At 74.0% G+C, this 16161-nt stretch carries 16 protein-coding genes; 12 read left to right on the top strand and 4 right to left on the bottom strand.

Annotated elements, in window-relative coordinates:
• Positions 1-20 precede the first annotated feature (20 nt).
• From dnaJ to AC5L3Z_RS11090, 3 genes are all read left to right on the top strand, one after another.
• Positions 21-1202 carry a molecular chaperone DnaJ gene (dnaJ, locus tag AC5L3Z_RS11100; protein WP_494841466.1) on the top strand — a complete coding sequence of 394 codons (1182 nt, stop codon included), beginning with the start codon at positions 21-23 and terminating at the stop codon, positions 1200-1202.
• Between the two features lie 29 nt (positions 1203-1231).
• A complete protein-coding gene (locus tag AC5L3Z_RS11095) occupies positions 1232-1669 on the top strand; it encodes a heat shock protein transcriptional repressor HspR (RefSeq protein WP_334524593.1) in 438 nt (145 codons plus the stop codon).
• A 149-nt stretch (positions 1670-1818) separates the two neighbouring features.
• Positions 1819-2028 carry a hypothetical protein gene (locus AC5L3Z_RS11090; protein ID WP_494841465.1) on the top strand — a complete coding sequence of 70 codons (210 nt, stop codon included), beginning with the start codon at positions 1819-1821 and terminating at the stop codon, positions 2026-2028.
• Between the two features lie 124 nt (positions 2029-2152).
• On the opposite strand, the gene AC5L3Z_RS11085 is transcribed toward AC5L3Z_RS11090, so the two are convergent.
• The gene (locus AC5L3Z_RS11085) at positions 2153-4351 is read right to left on the bottom strand and encodes an MMPL family transporter (RefSeq protein WP_494841464.1); all 2199 of its coding nucleotides are present in this window, start codon (positions 4349-4351) and stop codon (positions 2153-2155) included.
• Between the two features lie 73 nt (positions 4352-4424).
• Here AC5L3Z_RS11085 and AC5L3Z_RS11080 point away from each other — a divergent pair, with 73 nt between their 5' ends.
• Positions 4425-5060, top strand: a complete 636-nt coding sequence (locus tag AC5L3Z_RS11080; protein WP_494841463.1) for a TetR/AcrR family transcriptional regulator — start codon at positions 4425-4427, stop codon at positions 5058-5060.
• Between the two features lie 27 nt (positions 5061-5087).
• Here the strand turns inward: AC5L3Z_RS11080 and AC5L3Z_RS11075 are convergent, their stop codons facing one another.
• From AC5L3Z_RS11075 to AC5L3Z_RS11065, 3 genes are all read right to left on the bottom strand, one after another.
• Complete coding sequence (locus AC5L3Z_RS11075; protein WP_494841462.1) at positions 5088-5519, bottom strand: hypothetical protein; 432 nt, start codon at positions 5517-5519, stop codon at positions 5088-5090.
• A 174-nt stretch (positions 5520-5693) separates the two neighbouring features.
• The gene (locus AC5L3Z_RS11070; protein ID WP_494841461.1) at positions 5694-6899 is read right to left on the bottom strand and encodes a cation:proton antiporter; all 1206 of its coding nucleotides are present in this window, start codon (positions 6897-6899) and stop codon (positions 5694-5696) included.
• Positions 6900-6904: 5 nt separating this feature from the next.
• Positions 6905-7405, bottom strand: a complete 501-nt coding sequence (locus AC5L3Z_RS11065) for a cation:proton antiporter regulatory subunit (protein WP_494841460.1) — start codon at positions 7403-7405, stop codon at positions 6905-6907.
• A gap of 32 nt (positions 7406-7437) precedes the next feature.
• Between AC5L3Z_RS11065 and AC5L3Z_RS11060 the strand changes: the two genes are divergently transcribed.
• The 8 genes from AC5L3Z_RS11060 to AC5L3Z_RS11025 all read left to right on the top strand — a co-directional run bounded on the left by AC5L3Z_RS11060 (position 7438) and on the right by AC5L3Z_RS11025 (position 16157).
• Entirely contained in the window at positions 7438-8538 is a 1101-nt protein-coding gene (locus tag AC5L3Z_RS11060) for a beta propeller repeat protein (protein WP_494841459.1), read from the top strand.
• 100 nt (positions 8539-8638) lie between these two features.
• Positions 8639-11230 carry an ATP-dependent chaperone ClpB gene (gene clpB, locus AC5L3Z_RS11055; RefSeq protein WP_494841458.1) on the top strand — a complete coding sequence of 864 codons (2592 nt, stop codon included), beginning with the start codon at positions 8639-8641 and terminating at the stop codon, positions 11228-11230.
• A 165-nt stretch (positions 11231-11395) separates the two neighbouring features.
• Positions 11396-11776, top strand: coding sequence for a hypothetical protein (locus AC5L3Z_RS11050; RefSeq protein WP_494841457.1), 381 nt, complete (start codon positions 11396-11398; stop codon positions 11774-11776).
• Between the two features lie 53 nt (positions 11777-11829).
• Positions 11830-12621 (top strand): hypothetical protein, encoded by a 792-nt coding sequence (locus AC5L3Z_RS11045; protein WP_494841456.1) that lies wholly within the window; start codon positions 11830-11832, stop codon positions 12619-12621.
• An 83-nt stretch (positions 12622-12704) separates the two neighbouring features.
• Positions 12705-13310, top strand: a complete 606-nt coding sequence (locus AC5L3Z_RS11040) for a DUF4178 domain-containing protein (RefSeq protein ID WP_494841455.1) — start codon at positions 12705-12707, stop codon at positions 13308-13310.
• 169 nt (positions 13311-13479) lie between these two features.
• Positions 13480-14466, top strand: a complete 987-nt coding sequence (locus AC5L3Z_RS11035) for a hypothetical protein (protein ID WP_494841691.1) — start codon at positions 13480-13482, stop codon at positions 14464-14466.
• Between the two features lie 70 nt (positions 14467-14536).
• The gene (locus tag AC5L3Z_RS11030) at positions 14537-15391 is read left to right on the top strand and encodes a hypothetical protein (protein WP_494841454.1); all 855 of its coding nucleotides are present in this window, start codon (positions 14537-14539) and stop codon (positions 15389-15391) included.
• An 88-nt stretch (positions 15392-15479) separates the two neighbouring features.
• Entirely contained in the window at positions 15480-16157 is a 678-nt protein-coding gene (locus tag AC5L3Z_RS11025; RefSeq protein WP_494841453.1) for a hypothetical protein, read from the top strand.
• Positions 16158-16161: the final 4 nt, after the last annotated feature.

Below are 16161 nucleotides of genomic sequence, written 5' to 3'. Positions count from 1 at the left end.
ACTCGGAAGGGGGTGGACCGGTGAGTTCCAAGGACTGGCTCGAGAAGGACTACTACGCCGCGCTCGGCGTGCAGAAGTCCGCCTCCTCGGACGAGATCAAGAAGGCGTACCGGAAGTTGGCCCGGGAGTCGCACCCGGACCACAATCCGGGTGACCCGAAGGCCGAGGAGCGGTTCAAGATCGCCTCCGAGGCGTACGCGGTGCTCGGTGACGAGGCCAAGCGCCGCGAGTACGACGAGATGCGCTCGCTGTTCGGCTCGGGTGCGTTCCGGCGCAACGCCCGGGGCGCCGGGCAGCCCGGCGGGGTGCCCTTCGACGTCTCCGACCTGTTCGGCGGCGCCGGTGGGGGTGACGCCCGGTTCGGCGGAGGCGGCTTCACCGACCTGTTCAGCTCGATCTTCTCCGGCGGCGGGGCCGGTGGCCCGGCGCGTCCGCGCGGGCCGGCCCGGGGCCGGGACGTGGAGACGGAGGTCGCGCTCGACTTCTCCGACGCGGTGCGCGGCGTGACCCTCCCGCTGTCGCTGCGCGCCCCCGGGGTCTGCGACACCTGCCACGGCAACGGCGCGAAGCCCGGCACCCAGCCGAAGACCTGCCCGGTCTGCCAGGGCGCCGGGGTGACCACCCGCAACCAGGGGTCGTTCAGCTTCTCCGAGCCGTGCCGCAACTGCCAGGGCGTGGGCACGGTCGTCGAGGAGAAGTGCCCGGAGTGCCAGGGCACCGGCGGGGTGACCAAGACCCGCACGCTGAACGTCCGCTTCCCCGCCGGGGTGGCCGACGGCCAGCGCATCCGGCTGGCCGGGCGCGGTGAGGCGGGCGAGCGCGGCGGGCCGCCCGGCGACCTGTTCGTGCAGGTCAAGGTCCGTCCGGACGACCTGTTCGGGCGTACCGGGGACGACCTCACCCTGACCGTGCCGATCACCTTCTCCGAGGCGGTGCTCGGCACCGATCTGCGGGTGCCGACGCTGGACGGCGCGGTGACCCTGCGGGTGCCGCCGGGCACGCCGTCCGGGCGGGTGCTGCGGGCCCGGGGCAAGGGGGTGGTCCGGCGCGAGGGTCAGGCCGGCGACCTGCTGGTGACGCTGGACGTGGTGGTGCCGGCGACGGTGTCGGACGAGGCGCGGGCGGCGCTGGAGTCGTTCGCCCGGTCGACCCCGCCGGCCGGACGGGAGCATCTCGACGCGCGGGTGCGTCGGGTCGGTTGACCGGTTGATCGGGTGCGGAGGTGAGTGGGGTGTCGGACGGGTTCGTCGGTTCGGGTGATCCTGCCTACGAGGCCAAGGTGCTGATGATCTCGGTCGCGGCGCGGATGGCGGGGATGCACCCGCAGACCCTGCGGCAGTACGACCGGCTCGGCCTGGTGCAGGCCGGCCGGGCGGCCGGTGGCGGGCGTCGCTACAGCGTGCGCGACGTGGTGCTGCTGCGCGAGGTGCAGCGGCTCAGCCAGGACGACGGCATCAACCTGGCCGGGGTCAAGCGGATCATCGGCCTGGAACGGCTGCTGGAGCAGGCGCAGCAGCGGGTCGCCCGGCTGGAGGCGGAGTTGGACGCCGCGTACCGGCGGATCGCCGAGCTGGAGTCGCTCGGCGGCTTCCCCCGTGGTGATCTCGTGCCGACCAACCGCACCTCGACCGCGCTGGTCGTCTGGCGTCCGCGTCGGACCGACCGCTGACCGTGCGGGCCGCCTCCGGCCCGTGCGCCGTGGTGCCCCTCGACCGGCCCGTGGTTCGGGGAATCCCGGCGCGGCCGAACCGGATCCGATAGCCTGTGAATCAGGTCCAACCAGCTTAATTCGGACTCCGAACCGGCGGGGGGAACCACATGGCGGATTCGGCGAAGAAGGTGTCCGAGCAGACGGAGGACCGACTCAGCCGGGTGGCGGAGAACGTCCGGAAGAAGTTCGACCAGATCACCGCGGGCGGGTTCACCGACAAGATCAAGAACGGCCGGTTCGCCGATCAGGTCGACCACGGCGTCGACCAGGGGCGGAGAGAGGCCAGGCAGCGGAAGCAGGACGGGCCGGAACGCTGACGATCCCGTCCACGTGCGGGCCGGGACCCACGGGGGGTCCCGGCCCGTTTCGTCGCGCCGGGCCGCACCGGTCGGCGGGCGGGTCCGGCCGTCCCGGCCTCGGGCAGTGTCGTGGCCGGCCGGGTCAGCGGGTGGCTTCGGCCGTCCGGGGTCCGGCCGGTGCGGTGGACGGCCGCCGCAGCGGCCACCAGGCGCGGTGGCCGAGCAGGCCGAGCAGCGCCGGCGCCAGCACCACCCGGATCACCGTGGCGTCGACCAGCACCGCCGTGGCCAGCCCGATCCCGATCATCTTGACCAGGGTGTCGTCGATGGCGGCGAAGCTGACGAAGACCACCGCCATGATCGTGGCCGCGGCGGTGATCACGCGGCCGGTGCCGGCCAGGCCGGCCACCACCGCCCGGCGCGGGTCGCCGCTACGCCGGTACTCCTCGCGTACGGCGGAGAGCAGGAACACCTCGTAGTCCATGGAGAGTCCGAAGAGGATCGCGAAGAGCAGCATCGGCACCACGGACATGATCGGCACCGGCTGGTCGACGCCGAGCAGCGAGAGGCCCCAGCCCCACTGGAAGACGGCCACCAGCACGCCGTACGCGGCACCGATCGAGAGCAGCGCCATCAGGGCGGCCTTCAGCGCGATCAGCGGCGCCCGGAACATCGCCACCAGCAGCAGCCCGGCGGCCAGCACCACGCCGAGGACCACCCAGGGCAGCCGGCGGGCGACCGCGTCGGCCATGTCGATCATGTACGCGGTCTGTCCGCCGACCGCCACCCGCGCGCCGTCCGACGCGAGCGCCGCCGGCCCGACGGTACGCCGGATCCGGTGCACCAGGTCGCTGACCTGCTGGTCCTGTGGCGCGTGCCGGGGCACCACGGTGAGCAGCGCGAGCCTGCCGTCCGGGCTGCGGGTCGGTGGGGTGGCCAGGGCCACCTCGGGGTCGGCGGCGAGCGCCCCGGCCAGCCGGGTGAGGGCGGCGTCGGCCGGCGCGCCGCCGGGGTGGTGCACGGCCAGCACCAGCGGGGCGTTCCAGCCCGGCCCGAGCTCCCGCCCGACGGTGTCGTACGCCTGCCGCTGCGGCCAGTGCCGGGGCTGGTTGCCGTCGTCGGGCGTGCCGAGCCGGAGGCCGAGCAACGGCGCCGACAGTCCCAGCAGCACCACCGTGGCCGCCAGCGCGTACGCCGTCCGCCGCCGGTCCAGCCGCCGTCCCCAGCGCACCCACCATCCAACGGTGGTGACCGGGGAGTTCCCGTCGGCGGGCCGGCCGGGGCCCGGCGCGAACCCGCGGAGCACCGGGACCGAGGCGCGGTCGGGGAGACGCCAGCGGTTGACGCCGCCGCCCAGCAGGCCGAGGAGGGCGGGGAGGAGGGTGAGGGCGGCGAGCATCATCGCGGTGACGGTGAGGGCGGCGGCGACGCCCATCGCGCCGACGAACGGGATGCCGGTGAAGAGCAGCCCGAGGATGGCGACGACGACGGTCGCCCCGGCGAAGAGGACGGCGTGCCCGGCCGTGGCCACCGCCCGTCCGGCGGCGGCGACGGGCGGATGCCCCTCGGCGAGCTCGGCACGGAAGCGGGTGACCACGAAGAGCGCGTAGTCGATGCCCGCGCCGAGGCCGAGCATCACCGCGACGATCGGCGCGGCACCGGGGATCTCCACCAGGGAACCGGTGATCAGGACGAGCGCGGTGCCGACGACCAGCCCGGCGAGCGCCACCAGCACCGGCAGCCCGGCGGCCACCACCGAACCGAACGCGACCAGCAGCACCAGCAGCGCGACGCCCAGGCCGACCGCCTCGGCGGGTCCGGTCTCCGGCTCGAACGCCACGTCGACCACCAGCCCTCGGAAGCTGACCTGCACACCCTGGGCGCGGGCCGGGGCGGCGGCCGCCTCCAGCCGCCGGTACGCCTCGGGCCCGAGGTCGCCGGCCTCGCGGCCGTACCGGACGGTGCCGACGGCGGTGCGTCCGTCGGGGCTGACCACCCCGGCGCCGGCGAGCGGGTCCTCCACCGAGGTGACGTGGGACTGGTGGCGGACCGCCTCGATCATCGCCGTGACGGCGGCCCGCCGGTCCGGCGTGCGCAGGTCGCCCTCGGGGCTGTGCCAGACCACCTCGGCGCTGGCCGAGCCGTACCCGGGGAACGCCGCGCGGGCCAGGTCGGCGGCCTGCTGCGACTCGGCACCGGGGATCCGGAAGTTGTCGACGAAGGTGCCGCCGGTCGCCTGGCCCACGGCGAGCAGGGCGACCGCGGCGAGCAGCCAGGCGGTCAGGGTCCGCCACGGGTGGGCGGCGGTCATCCGCCCCAGGCGCTCGAGGATGCGTTCCATGGACGCAGGAAACCACAGTGACTGCAAAATTGCAATGAATGAAGGTAAGCGTCCGGTGCAGTAATCTGGTGGCATGACGACCGGCCCCGGGCTGCGTGAGCGCAAGAAGGAACGCACCCGGCAGGCGCTGATATCCGCCGCCCTCGCGTTGTTCGAGGAGCGCGGGTACGACGACACGACGATCGCCGACATCGCGGCCGGCGCGGACGTCTCCGCCCGCACCTTCTTCAGCTACTTCCCGAGCAAGGAGGAGCTCCTCTTCGCCGACACCGAGGAGCGGCTGGTGCTGGCCTTCGCCGTCATCGACCAGCGGGGCCCCGACGACTCGCCCGCCGACGTCCTGGTCCGGGCGATGGGCGCGGTCTTCGATCGTGCCGAGCAGTTCGGGCAGGTCTTCGACCGCGCGGTTCCGCTACGGCTGCGCATGGTCTTCTCGGTGCCGGCCGTGCAGGGGATGGCGCTGCGCCGGCTGCTCTCCGCTCAGCAGCGGCTGGCCGCCCGGCTGCACGCGGCGTTCCCCGACCGGCTGGACCGGGTCGAGGCCGCCGCCATGGTGGGCGCGCTGGTCGGCGCGGTGGTGAGTGCGATGGTCTCGCTGATGGAGGCGCCGGAGCAGGTCGACGAGCTGCTCGCCGGCGATCCCCACCGCATCCTCACGCAGCTGCGCCGCGCCGTCGACGTCGCCGTGGGTGGCATCGGGGCCGGCTGACCGGACGCCGACCCCGGACGGCGGCGCTCAGCCGATCCGGCGGTTCTCCCGCACCAGACCGCCCTCGCACCAGTCCCGGTAGACGAAGAGGTCCGGCCGGGCCAGCAGCACCCGGCTGTTGTGCGCCCAGATGCGCATCGGCTCGTCGCCGTCCCGCTCGGCCTGCTCGACCAGCTTGCGGAAGCGACGCTTCGGGTGGGCCCGGAAGTTCGTCCGGATGCCGTCGGCCGCGTAGATGTAGAGGCAGTGCTGGGCGAACCGGCGGGCCGGGCAGGCCGGGTCCATCGCCAGGTCGAAGAGGGCCAGCACCAGATGGTCGCCGGCGACCAGCAGGTCCCAGTCCGGCGGCATCGAGGACAGCGGCACCGAATCGGGCTGGTAGGCCCAGGCCCGCAACTCCGTCGGCGACGGATCGACGGGGTTGGCGAAGCCGTGGAACGTCGACTCCTGCACGCTCACCGGCAACCTTCCGCTCGCGCCCGCGGGGCGGACACCGGCCACCCGCGGAGCCCTGGCCTGTCGGGGCGCCACGGTAGCGCGTGCCGGCGGGCCGGCGGAAGGGCCTGTCGGGAGCAATTCGGTGACGGCCTGGTCCGGCCGGATCGGCCGTACGGTCGATCCGGCCGGACGAGGTCAGTCCGTCGCGGGCAGCGGCTGGGGTCGGCGGACCGCGGCCCGCCGGCGGAGCCAGGCCTTGAACCAGGGCATGTCGGGCAGCCGGGCCAGCATCGGCCCGGTCACCACGGTGATCAGCACGTACGCCGTGGCGAGCGCCGCCAGCCGGGGCTCCACCGTGCCGGCGGCGACCGCCAGGCCGGCGATGACGATGGAGAACTCACCGCGCGGCGTCAGCGCGAAGCCGGCCCGCCAGCGACCGGGCTCGGCGATGCCCGCCCGGCGGGCCGCCAGGTAACCGGTGAGCAGCTTCGTCCCCATGGTGACCACGGCCAGCGCCAGCGCCGGCAGCAGCACCGGCGGCATGTCCCGAGGGTCGGTGACCAGGCCGAAGAAGACGAAGAACACCGCCGCGAAGAGGTCCCGCAACGGGGAGAGCAGTTCGGTCGCGTGGTGCGCCACCGGCCCGGAGAGCGCGATGCCGACCAGGAAGGCGCCGACCGCGGCGGAGACCTGGAGCTTCGCCGCCACGCCGGCGACCAGCAGGGTCAGGCCGAGCACCCCGAGCAGCAGCGCCTCCGGGTCCTTGGCCGAGAGCGCCGAGGAGATCAGGTGGCCGTACCGGATGGCGACCACCAGCACGACGACCACGGTGAACACCGCGATGCCGAGGGCGATGCCGCCCTTGGCCAGGCCGACGCCGGCCAGCAGCGCGGTGACCAGCGGCAGGTAGAGCGCCATGGCCAGGTCCTCGATGACCAGCACGGAGAGGACCACCGGGGTCTCCCGGTTACCGACCCGGCCCAGGTCGTTGAGCACCTTGGCGATCACGCCGGAGGAGGAGATCCAGGTGATGCCGCCGAGCACCACGGCGGCGATCCAGCCCCAGCCGAGCAGCAGCGCGAACGCGAAGCCCGGCAGCGCGTTGAGCAGCGCGTCGATCAGGCCGGCGGGGGCCGCCGCGCGGAGGTTGCCGACCAGTTCGTTGGCGCTGTACTCCAGGCCGAGCATGACCAGCAGCAGGATGACGCCGATCTCGGCGCCCACGGCGAAGAAGTCCTCGCTGGCGTTGAGCGGCAGCAGGCCGCCGTGGCCGAAGCCGAGCCCGGCGAGCAGGTAGAGGGGGATCGGGGAGACCCCGAACCGCCGGCTGAGCCGGCCGAGCAGACCGAGGAGCAGCAGCAGCGCGCCGACCTCGACGAGCAGGGTGGTGGTTTCGTGCATCCGCCTCAGCCGTCCGGGTCACTGTCGGCGAGGATGGCGGTAACGCCGTCGAGCCCCTTGCGGGTACCGACCACGACCACCACGTCACCGGCCGCGAAGCGGAAGGAGGGATCGGGCGAGACGTTGACCTCGCCGTCGCGCAGCACCGCCACGATGGAGGCGCCGGTGCGGGTACGCGCCTTGGTGTCACCGAGCCGCTTGTTGACGTACTTCGACCCCGCCGGGATGGCGATCTGCTCGGTGAGCAGCCCGGCCGCCTGCTCGCGCAGGCCGGAGAGCTGGCCGAGCATCAGCGACGCGCCGAGGATGTCGGCGAGCGCCTCCGCCTCGTCGTCGGTCAGCGGGATGTCAGCCTGGCAGGAGTCGGGATCGTCCGGGTCGAACAGGACGAGGTCACGGCGGCCATTGCGGTGGGACACCACGCCTAGCCGGCGGCCGGATTCCGTCACCAGATCGTGACGCATGCCGATTCCCGGTAGGGCAGTCTGTTCGACACGTACTCGCACCCGGGCAAGGCTACCCCGTCGAGGAGGCCGGCATGATCTGTCGAGCCCCGCGGTCGCTGACCGCCCTGTCGCTCGTGCCGGTGCTCGCCGCCTGTTCGGCGATCGGCGACGTCCGCCGGGAACCGCCGGTCCGGGCGTCCGCGCCGCCCCGGCCGGTCGGCACCGCGCCCGCGCCGTCGCCGGAGGCCGACGGCGTCGAGGTACGCCGGGCCGCGCTCGCCATCGCCGGCCGGTACGACCGCCCGTACGTCGAGTTCACCGGCCCGGACCACGGCTGGGCGCTCTTCGGCAGCTGCGGCAGCCGCCCGCCGGACCGGAACTGCCCGGCGGTGCTCTACACCACCCTGGACGGTGGCCGCTCCTGGTCGCGGGTGCGCCACCCCCGGCCACTGGCGAAGGACCAGCAGCTCTACACCGCGCCGGGGATGGCGGCGATCCGGGCGGAGGGGGAGGGCTGGTACACCTCCACCGACGGCGGGGCCAGCTTCCCGCGTACCGCTGGGGAGCCGGCGGTGTGGCGGGCCGCGCAGGGCCGGTTCCAGGTCGACCAGGCCACCGGCCGGGTGGCCCGGTGGGACGGCCGGCGGTTGGTCGCCCTGGCCGCGCAGCCCTCGGTCCCGAGGGTGGACACGGTCGGCGAGGGGGGCGGCCTGCTGGCGGCGGCGGGCGTGGACGACGCCGGGTGGCCGTACGCGGCGGTCTCGTCGGACCGGGGTCGGAGCTGGCGGGCCGGGCCGCTGCCCTCGCCCGGCGGCGAGGTGCTCGTCGTCCGGGTGCGGACGGCCCCGGACGGCGAGCTGTGGCTGGTCGGCGAGCGCCCCGACCGCGCGGGCCTCCCGGCGCTCTGGCGGCACCGGGACGGCTGGGTGCCGGTGACCGCGCCGCAGCGCCCGGACCGGGTGGGGTCGGTGGCCCCGCTCGGTGCGGGGCGGGTGGCGGTGAACGGCCCGGAAGGCCCCGGCCTGCTGGTCGACGGCCGGTACGAGCGGCTCGGCTGGCCGGTCGGACCGGAGCACCACCTCACCGTGCTGGCCGACGGGACGGTCGTCGCCCGAGGGCCGCAGGACGTCCTGCTGGGCGCGGGCGGCGGGACCGACCGACGCTGGGTGCGGGTGGTGGTGCAGGACGGCTGAGCGACCTTCGAGTGACCCGGGCCACAGCGCTAGAGTTGAGCGGAATACGCTCAACTCTGGTTGTGTCCCTACTGATGGACACGCCGATCCGGGGGAGCCCATGAACACGGAACGCCTCACCACCAAGAGCCGCGAGACCATCACCGGTGCCGTCGCGCTGGCGAACCAGCGCGGCCACGCCACCGTGGAGCCCTGGCACCTGCTGCTGGCACTGCTGGACACCGACGGCTCGACCGCCGCCGGCCTGCTGCGCGCCGCCGGGGCCGACCCGGCCGAGCTGCGTCGGACCGCGCAGCGCTCGATCGACGCGCTGCCCGCGGCGCGCGGCTCCAGCATCGCCGAGCCGACCCTGGCCCGGGAGTTCGTCAACGCCATCGGCGCCGCCGAGCAGATCGCCCGGCCGCTGGGCGACGAGTACACCTCCACCGAGCACCTGCTCGCCGGCCTGGCCCGGGTCGGCGGCGCCGTCTCCGGCGCGCTCCGGTCGGCCGGCGCCACCGAGGAGAACCTGGTCGCCGCCTTCCCGACCGTCCGGGGCGGGGACCGCCGGGTCACCACCGCTGACCCGGAGCAGACCTACCAGGCGCTGGCGAAGTACGGCGTCGACCTGACCGCCAGCGCCCGGGACGGCAAGATCGACCCGGTCATCGGCCGGGACTCGGAGATCCGCCGGGTGATCCAGGTGCTCTCCCGGCGTACCAAGAACAACCCGGTGCTGATCGGTGAGCCGGGCGTCGGCAAGACCGCCATCGTCGAGGGCCTGGCCCAGCGGATCGTCGCCGGGGACGTGCCCGAGTCGCTGCGGGACAAGAAGCTGGTCTCGCTCGACCTCGGCGCGATGGTGGCCGGCGCGCAGTACCGCGGCCAGTTCGAGGAGCGGCTGAAGTCCGTCCTGGAGGAGATCAAGAACTCCAACGGGCAGGTCATCACCTTCCTGGACGAGCTGCACACCGTGGTCGGCGCCGGCAAGGGCGAGGGCTCGATGGACGCCGGCAACATGCTCAAGCCGATGCTGGCCCGGGGCGAGCTGCGGATGGTCGGCGCGACCACCCTCGACGAGTACCGCGAGCACATCGAGAAGGACCCGGCGCTGGAGCGGCGCTTCCAGCCGGTGCTGGTCGGCGAGCCGACCATCGAGGACACCATCGGCATCCTGCGCGGCCTCAAGGAGCGCTACGAGGTGCACCACGGCGTACGGATCACCGACGCCGCGCTGGTTGCCGCCGCCACCCTCTCCGACCGCTACATCACCGACCGGTTCCTCCCCGACAAGGCGATCGACCTGGTCGACGAGTCGGCCTCCCGGCTGCGGATGGAGATCGACTCCCGCCCGGTCGAGGTGGACGAGATCGAGCGGGCGGTGCGCCGGCTGGAGATCGAGGAGATGGCGCTGGCCAAGGAGCCGGACGCCGCCTCCGCCGAGCGGCTGGAACGGCTGCGCAAGGAGTTGGCCGACAAGCGTGAGCAGCTCACCGCGCTGTCGGAGCGCTGGCACACGGAGAAGAGCCACATCACCAAGCTCTCCACGGCCAAGGAGGAGCTGGAACGCCTCGGCGGCGAGGCCGAGCGGGCCGAGCGTGACGGCGAGCTGGAGCGCGCCGCCGAGCTGCGCTACGGCCGCATCCCCGCGCTCAAGGTCGAGCTCCGGCAGGCCGAGGAGGAGCTGGCCCGGCTCCAGGCCGACGGCGCGATGCTCAAGGAGGAGGTCGGCGCGGACGACATCGCCGCCGTGGTCGCCTCCTGGACCGGCATCCCCGCCGGCCGGCTGCTCGAGGGTGAGACGGCGAAGCTGCTCCGGATGGAGGAGTCGCTGGGCTCCCGGGTGGTCGGCCAGACCGAGGCGGTCGGGGCGGTCTCGGACGCGGTCCGCCGCGCCCGGGCCGGGGTCGCCGACCCGGACCGGCCGACCGGCAGTTTCCTCTTCCTCGGGCCGACCGGCGTCGGCAAGACCGAGCTGGCCAAGGCGCTCGCCGAGTTCCTCTTCGACGACGAGCGGGCCATGGTCCGCATCGACATGAGCGAGTACGGCGAGAAGCACTCCGTGGCCCGCCTGGTCGGCGCCCCACCCGGGTACGTCGGCTACGAGGAGGGCGGCCAGCTGACCGAGGCGGTGCGCCGCCGGCCGTACTCGGTGATCCTGCTGGACGAGGTGGAGAAGGCCCACCCGGACGTCTTCGACGTGCTGCTCCAGGTGCTCGACGACGGCCGGCTCACCGACGGCCAGGGCCGCACCGTGGACTTCCGCAACGCGATTCTGATCCTCACCTCCAACCTCGGGTCGTCGGTGATCGGCGACCTGACGCTCGGCGAGGAGCAGCGCCGCGAGGGCGTCCTCGCGGTGGTCCGGTCGCACTTCAAGCCGGAGTTCCTCAACCGCCTGGACGACATCGTGGTCTTCGCCGCGCTGCGCGGCGAGGATCTGCGCTCCATCGTCGACATCCAGTTGACGCGGATGCGGAACCGGCTCGCCGACCGTCGCCTCGGTCTGGACATCACCGAGCCCGCCCGGGGGTGGCTCGCCGAGCACGGCTACGACCCGATCTACGGCGCCCGCCCGCTGCGCCGGCTGGTCCAGACCGCCATCGGCGACCAGCTCGCCCGGGCCCTGCTCGGCGGCGCGATCCGCGACGGCGACACGGTGAAGGTCGACCTCTCCGACACCAAGGACGGCCTCTCCGTCACCTCAGCCTGACCCACCCGGGGTGGGGCCCGCCCCCAGCGGACCCCACCCCGCCACGCCTCCGGCCGGCCCAACGCGCGGTGATCGAGAAGTTTTCGTCCTCCGCCCCCGTCCTCAGCGACGCGAACCTCTTGATCGACAGGGTGGCGGCCGGCGGCGGGGGGAAAGGATGAGGGCATGTTCGGGATGGGGAAGCGGGACCGGGAGTTGGACGCGGCGGTCAGGGAGCTCGCGAGGGCGGACACCCTGGCGTTCGGTGGAGTGGGGATCGCGTCGCAGGTGCTGCCGGTGACCGAGGCGTACCGGCAGGTCGAGCGGGCGCTCGACGAGCACCCGGGCGAGGCCCGGAAGAAGGTCGGCTGGCTGCTGGAGCACGCCTCCCCGGCCGGTCGCGCGTACGCGGCCACCCTGCTGGAACGGGTCGACCCGGAGGCTGCCCGGGACGCCTGGACGGCGCTGCGCGACGACCGGGGCGAGTTCACCACCTTCACCGGCTGCGTGATGGGCACCGCCACGCTGGGCGAGTACGCCGCCGACCGGCTCTCCGGTCGGTCCTGAGCCGTCCACCACGGGACAACGGGACGTTGCACCCGTCGCGTAGGTTCCCGGCCATGACGCAGGACGCCGTCGCGCCGACGGCCCGCCCAGCCCGCCCCACCCCGGTCACCGTGGCCTTCTGGCTGCAGCTCGCCGCCACCGTGCTCCTGCTGGTGCTGATCGGCGTGGTGATCTGGCAGGCGGTCGACTGGAACGCCGCGATCGACCGCGCGGCGCGGCTGGTGCCGGACGCCGATCCGGCCGAGGTCGACAGCGAACGGTTCGGCAACATCGTGATGTCCTGCGTGATCGGGGTGCCCCTGCTGCTCCTCGCGGCCCTGCTCGGGTCCACCGCCCGGAGCGTACGGCGGGGCAGCAACACCGCCCGGATCGTGGTCTTCGTGGCCGGCGGCTGCCAACTGCTGCTGCTGCTCGGCCAGTGCTGCTTCGCCGGGTTGATGCTCCCGTTCCTCTTCACCCTGGGCGGACCGCCGGAGGACTGGGAGGAGGGCGTGCCCGCCGAGTTCACCGCGGAGGAGTCGAAGTTCCTCCAGACCCTCTACGGCACCGGTCCCGACCCGGCGGAGGACGTCTTCTTCGCCGTCGGCGGGCTGGGCGCGATGCTGGTCTTCGCCCTCACCCTCGCCGCGGTGGTGCTGCTGGCGCTGCCGGCGGTCCACCGCTGGTTCGTGCCGGCGTCCGCCACCGCGCCGCGCCCGCCGTTGGCGCCATCCGCCCCCGCCCCCTACCTGTTGCCGCCCGGTTACATGATCTGTCCCGACCCGGCCGCGCACGCCGTCCCGCCGCCGGCCGCGCCGGACGGGCCGGCTCCGCCCCCGCCCGGTACGCCCACGGCAGGTAGCTGATCCCTCACTCGACACCGCGTCGCTGTCGCCGGGTGCGCGGGGGGTTGTTACCGTCTCCGCCGACGCATGTGGGAGGCGGTCGGGTGGACGGGTCGGTGGCGTTGCTGGTGACGGCGGTGGGATGCCTGATCGGGGTCGTCGGGTTGGCGATCGCGGTGGTCGTCCTCCGGCGCGGGACGAAGCAGACCCGGCCGCCGGCTCCCGGCGACCCGTTCCGGGACACCGACGCGCCGTGGGGTGATCCGCGCGGCCTGAAGCCCGGCGACATCGTGGAGATCCGCCAGGTCCCGTACGCGATCTGTGGCTCGGTGCACCTGGTCGAAGGGGCGTGGAGCTGGGTCGAGCACCTGCTCGACGACCCGGGTGGAGCCCGGCGCAGGCTCTCCGTCGAGCAGCGCCCCGACCTGGAACTGGTCCTCTGGGACGCGGAACCGGGCGCGACCGTCACCCCGGGCGCCCCCACCATCGACTTCGCCGGCCGCAGCTACTCCTGGGAGGAGTCCGGCCAGGCCCGCTACTCGGCCACCGGCACCACCGGTCTCGACCCCACCGGCACCGTCCGCTACCACGACTACCGGGCCCAGGACGGGGCCCGGCTCGCCTTCGAGGCGTACGGAGAGGCCGGCTGGGAGGTGGCCCGGGGTGAGCGGCTGCACCGCTCCGAGGTGACGGTCCGCCCGCAGGCCTGACCGCGCCGGGTCCGCGTCGACGCCCCCGGACCTGCCGCCACGTTGTCGCAGCCCAGGGTGCCCGAGTACGCCCGGACGAAGTGGTGCGGCCACTAGCGTCGGTGGCATGCCGTCCCGGTCGTCGCGCCTCCGCCGCCTCCGGCCGGGTCTCGGCTGGCTGCGCCGCCGGGTGCCGACCCGGGCGGTGGACGCCGCGGCGTACCTCCAGGCCTTCGTGCTCTCCGGGGTGGTCACCGTGCTGGCCGTCCGGGCTTACCTGCAGGCCACCGGCTATCCGCAGTTGGGCGGGGGCGGCCTGCACATCGCGCACGTGCTCTGGGGCGGGCTGCTGATGACCGTCGGTCTCGGCATCGCGCTGGTCTTCCTCGGCGGCGGCCCCCGGATGGCCGGCGCGATCGTGGGCGGCGTCGGGTTCGGGCTCTTCATCGACGAGGTGGGCAAGTTCGTCAGCACCCGGACCGACTACTTCTACGCGCCGGCCGCCGGGATCATCTACGGCGCGTTCGCGATGCTGGTGGTGCTCACCCAGGCGGTCCGGGGCCGGACGATGCTGAACCCGGACGAGCGGACCGCGAACGCGCTGGACCTGATCCTCGCCGGGGTGCCCGGCGGGCTCACCGACCGGCGGCGGGCGACGGTGCTGCGGCTGGTCCGGGGTTCGGGGCCGGTCACCGAGGCGGCGGTGGTCCGGCTGCTCGACGCGGTGCCTCGGCGCGAGCCGCCGCCGGTGCGCTTCTGGAAGCGTTGGGCGGCCGCGTCCCGGCGGCTGGTGGCCTGGCTGACCGGGCACCCCTGGCTGGTCTGGCCGGTGGTGGTGTACCTGGTGGTGGAGCCGGTGTTCACCGTGGCCGCCGTGCTGCTCGACACCGTGACCGGCGAGCTGGACCAGCAGCGGGAATGGGGGGCGGTGCTCGGCACCTCGGTCGCCGCCCTGATCACGGCCGTGCTGAGCATCCGGGGGGCGCTGCGGCTGCGCCGGGACCGGCTCGGCGCGTTCCGGCTGTTCAAACTGGCCCTCCTGGTCGACCTGCTGTTCGGGCAGATCTTCAACTTCACGGTCAACCAGTTCGGCGCGGTGGCCGTGCTCGGGGTGGACCTGTTTCTGCTGGCGGTGGTCACCGCGGAACACCGGCGGCTGGTGCGGCCGATGGACTGAGGGCCGGCGCGTGCCGAGCCGAGGTGGGCGGGAATCGATACGGTGGAGCTCGATCAAGGGAGGGAGAATCATGGTCGATCCCCAGAGCACCCCGGCCCGGGCCAGGCCGTCCACCGTCACCACGTCCAGCTACCTGCTATTTCTCTTCGCCATCACCCAGCTGATCGCCCTGATCATGGCGATCGCCGTCAGTGGCAAGATCCGTCGGGCGTTCGACGACGCCTTCGCGGGGACCACGGGGGACACCGAGGGCGTCGGCACCGTCGCCGCCGGCTTCGTCATCCTGGTCGCCGCGCTCGTGTTCGTCCTCGCGCTGGCGCTGGTGGTTCTGTCGGTCTTCAACAACCGCGGTCGCAACGGCACCCGGATCACCACCTGGGTGCTCGGCGGCATCCTCGTCTGCTGCGTCGGCGGCAACCTGATCAGTGGAGCCACGGGTGCCGTCGGTGGCTCCACCGGTGGGGGCGGCGGGGACGCCCCGACGGGTGAGGAGATCGAGCGCAGCCTGAACGCCGCGCTGCCGTCCTGGTTCGGCCCGGTCACCACGCTGCTCGGGGTGCTCGGGCTGCTCGCCCTGATCGCCGCGCTGATCCTGCTGGCGCTGCCGAAGTCGAACGAGTTCTTCCGCAAGCCGCAGCAGGCCTGGGAGCCGCCGCCCCCGGGTGCCGGCTACCCGGCCACCCCCGGCTACCCGCAGAGCGGCTACCCGCCCGCGCCCGGCTACCCGCAGGCCGGCTACCCGCAGCCGGGCCAGCCCGGCCACCCGGCCGCGCCCGGCCCACAGTCGCAGTGGCAGAGTCCGTCCGCTCCGGACGCCTCGCCCTCGGCCGGCGCACCGGACAACCCGCCGGCCACCGGGGGCTCGGACGGCCCGTCGTCCTCCGGAGGCTCGGACCCGTCGCCCTCCGGCGGCAGGTCGGACTGATCTCCGGAACGTCCACGGGCGCGTAGCGACGACGCCGACGATTCCCTCCGAGTAGGTTGCAAGCCGACGCCTACCGGAGGGAATCGCCGTGTCGTACCCGGAACAGGCGCCGTCACGCCGGCCCGTCGCGGTCACCCTGGCGGCGGCGGTGCTGGTGCTGATGGCGCTCGCCGCCGGGGGGTACGCCGTCGCGGCGCTGCTGGGCCTGGACGGGACGGTGGACCGCCTGCGGTCGGGGGCGGCCGGCACCGGCGCGACCCCGGACCAGGTCGACGGGGTGGTCACCCTGCTGAAGGCCACCACGATCGGCTCAGCGGTGGTGACCGTCCTGGTCGGGCTGCTGCTGGTCGGGCTGGCCGCCGGGGTGGCGGCCGGGAGTCGGGGCGCCCGGGTGGGCGCCTGGGTGGTCTGCGGGCTGGGCCTGCTCTGCGGCTGTTCCGCGTTGGCCTTGCTGGTCGGCCAGCGGAGCACCCCGCTGCGGCTGGGCGGCGACGAGCCGGCCACCGCCGAACTGCTCGGGCTGCTCGACGAGGCGTACCCGGGGTGGTGGATCCCGGTGAACGCGGGGCTTTCGGTGGGCCAGGCCCTCGGCTACCTTGTGGTGGCCGTGCTGCTGGCCCTGCCCGCGGCGAGCGCCTGGTTCGGTCGACGTCAGCCGGTCCCGTCCGGTCCGCCCCCGCAGGTCCCGCCGCACGGTCCGGTTCCGCCCAGCGCGCTCCCGTACGGTCCCTCCCCGTCGCCGCAGAACCCGCCGCCGCCCCACTGAGGAG

It is taken from the genome of Micromonospora sp. LZ37 (genome assembly GCF_059359015.1).
This window is presented reverse-complemented; position numbering and strand designations above follow the sequence as displayed.

Bases quoted from the DNA above. Each gene is read 5' to 3' on its own strand.
- clpB (WP_494841458.1), top strand. From the start codon at position 8,639: ATGAACACGGAACGCCTCACCACCAAGAGCCGCGAGACCATCACCGGT.
- AC5L3Z_RS11080 (WP_494841463.1), top strand. From the start codon at position 4,425: ATGACGACCGGCCCCGGGCTGCGTGAGCGCAAGAAGGAACGCACCCGG.
- AC5L3Z_RS11050 (WP_494841457.1), top strand. From the start codon at position 11,396: ATGTTCGGGATGGGGAAGCGGGACCGGGAGTTGGACGCGGCGGTCAGG.
- AC5L3Z_RS11060 (WP_494841459.1), top strand. From the start codon at position 7,438: ATGATCTGTCGAGCCCCGCGGTCGCTGACCGCCCTGTCGCTCGTGCCG.
- AC5L3Z_RS11045 (WP_494841456.1), top strand. From the start codon at position 11,830: ATGACGCAGGACGCCGTCGCGCCGACGGCCCGCCCAGCCCGCCCCACC.
- AC5L3Z_RS11085 (WP_494841464.1), bottom strand. From the start codon at position 4,351: ATGGAACGCATCCTCGAGCGCCTGGGGCGGATGACCGCCGCCCACCCG.
- AC5L3Z_RS11030 (WP_494841454.1), top strand. From the start codon at position 14,537: ATGGTCGATCCCCAGAGCACCCCGGCCCGGGCCAGGCCGTCCACCGTC.
- AC5L3Z_RS11090 (WP_494841465.1), top strand. From the start codon at position 1,819: ATGGCGGATTCGGCGAAGAAGGTGTCCGAGCAGACGGAGGACCGACTC.
- AC5L3Z_RS11070 (WP_494841461.1), bottom strand. From the start codon at position 6,899: ATGCACGAAACCACCACCCTGCTCGTCGAGGTCGGCGCGCTGCTGCTG.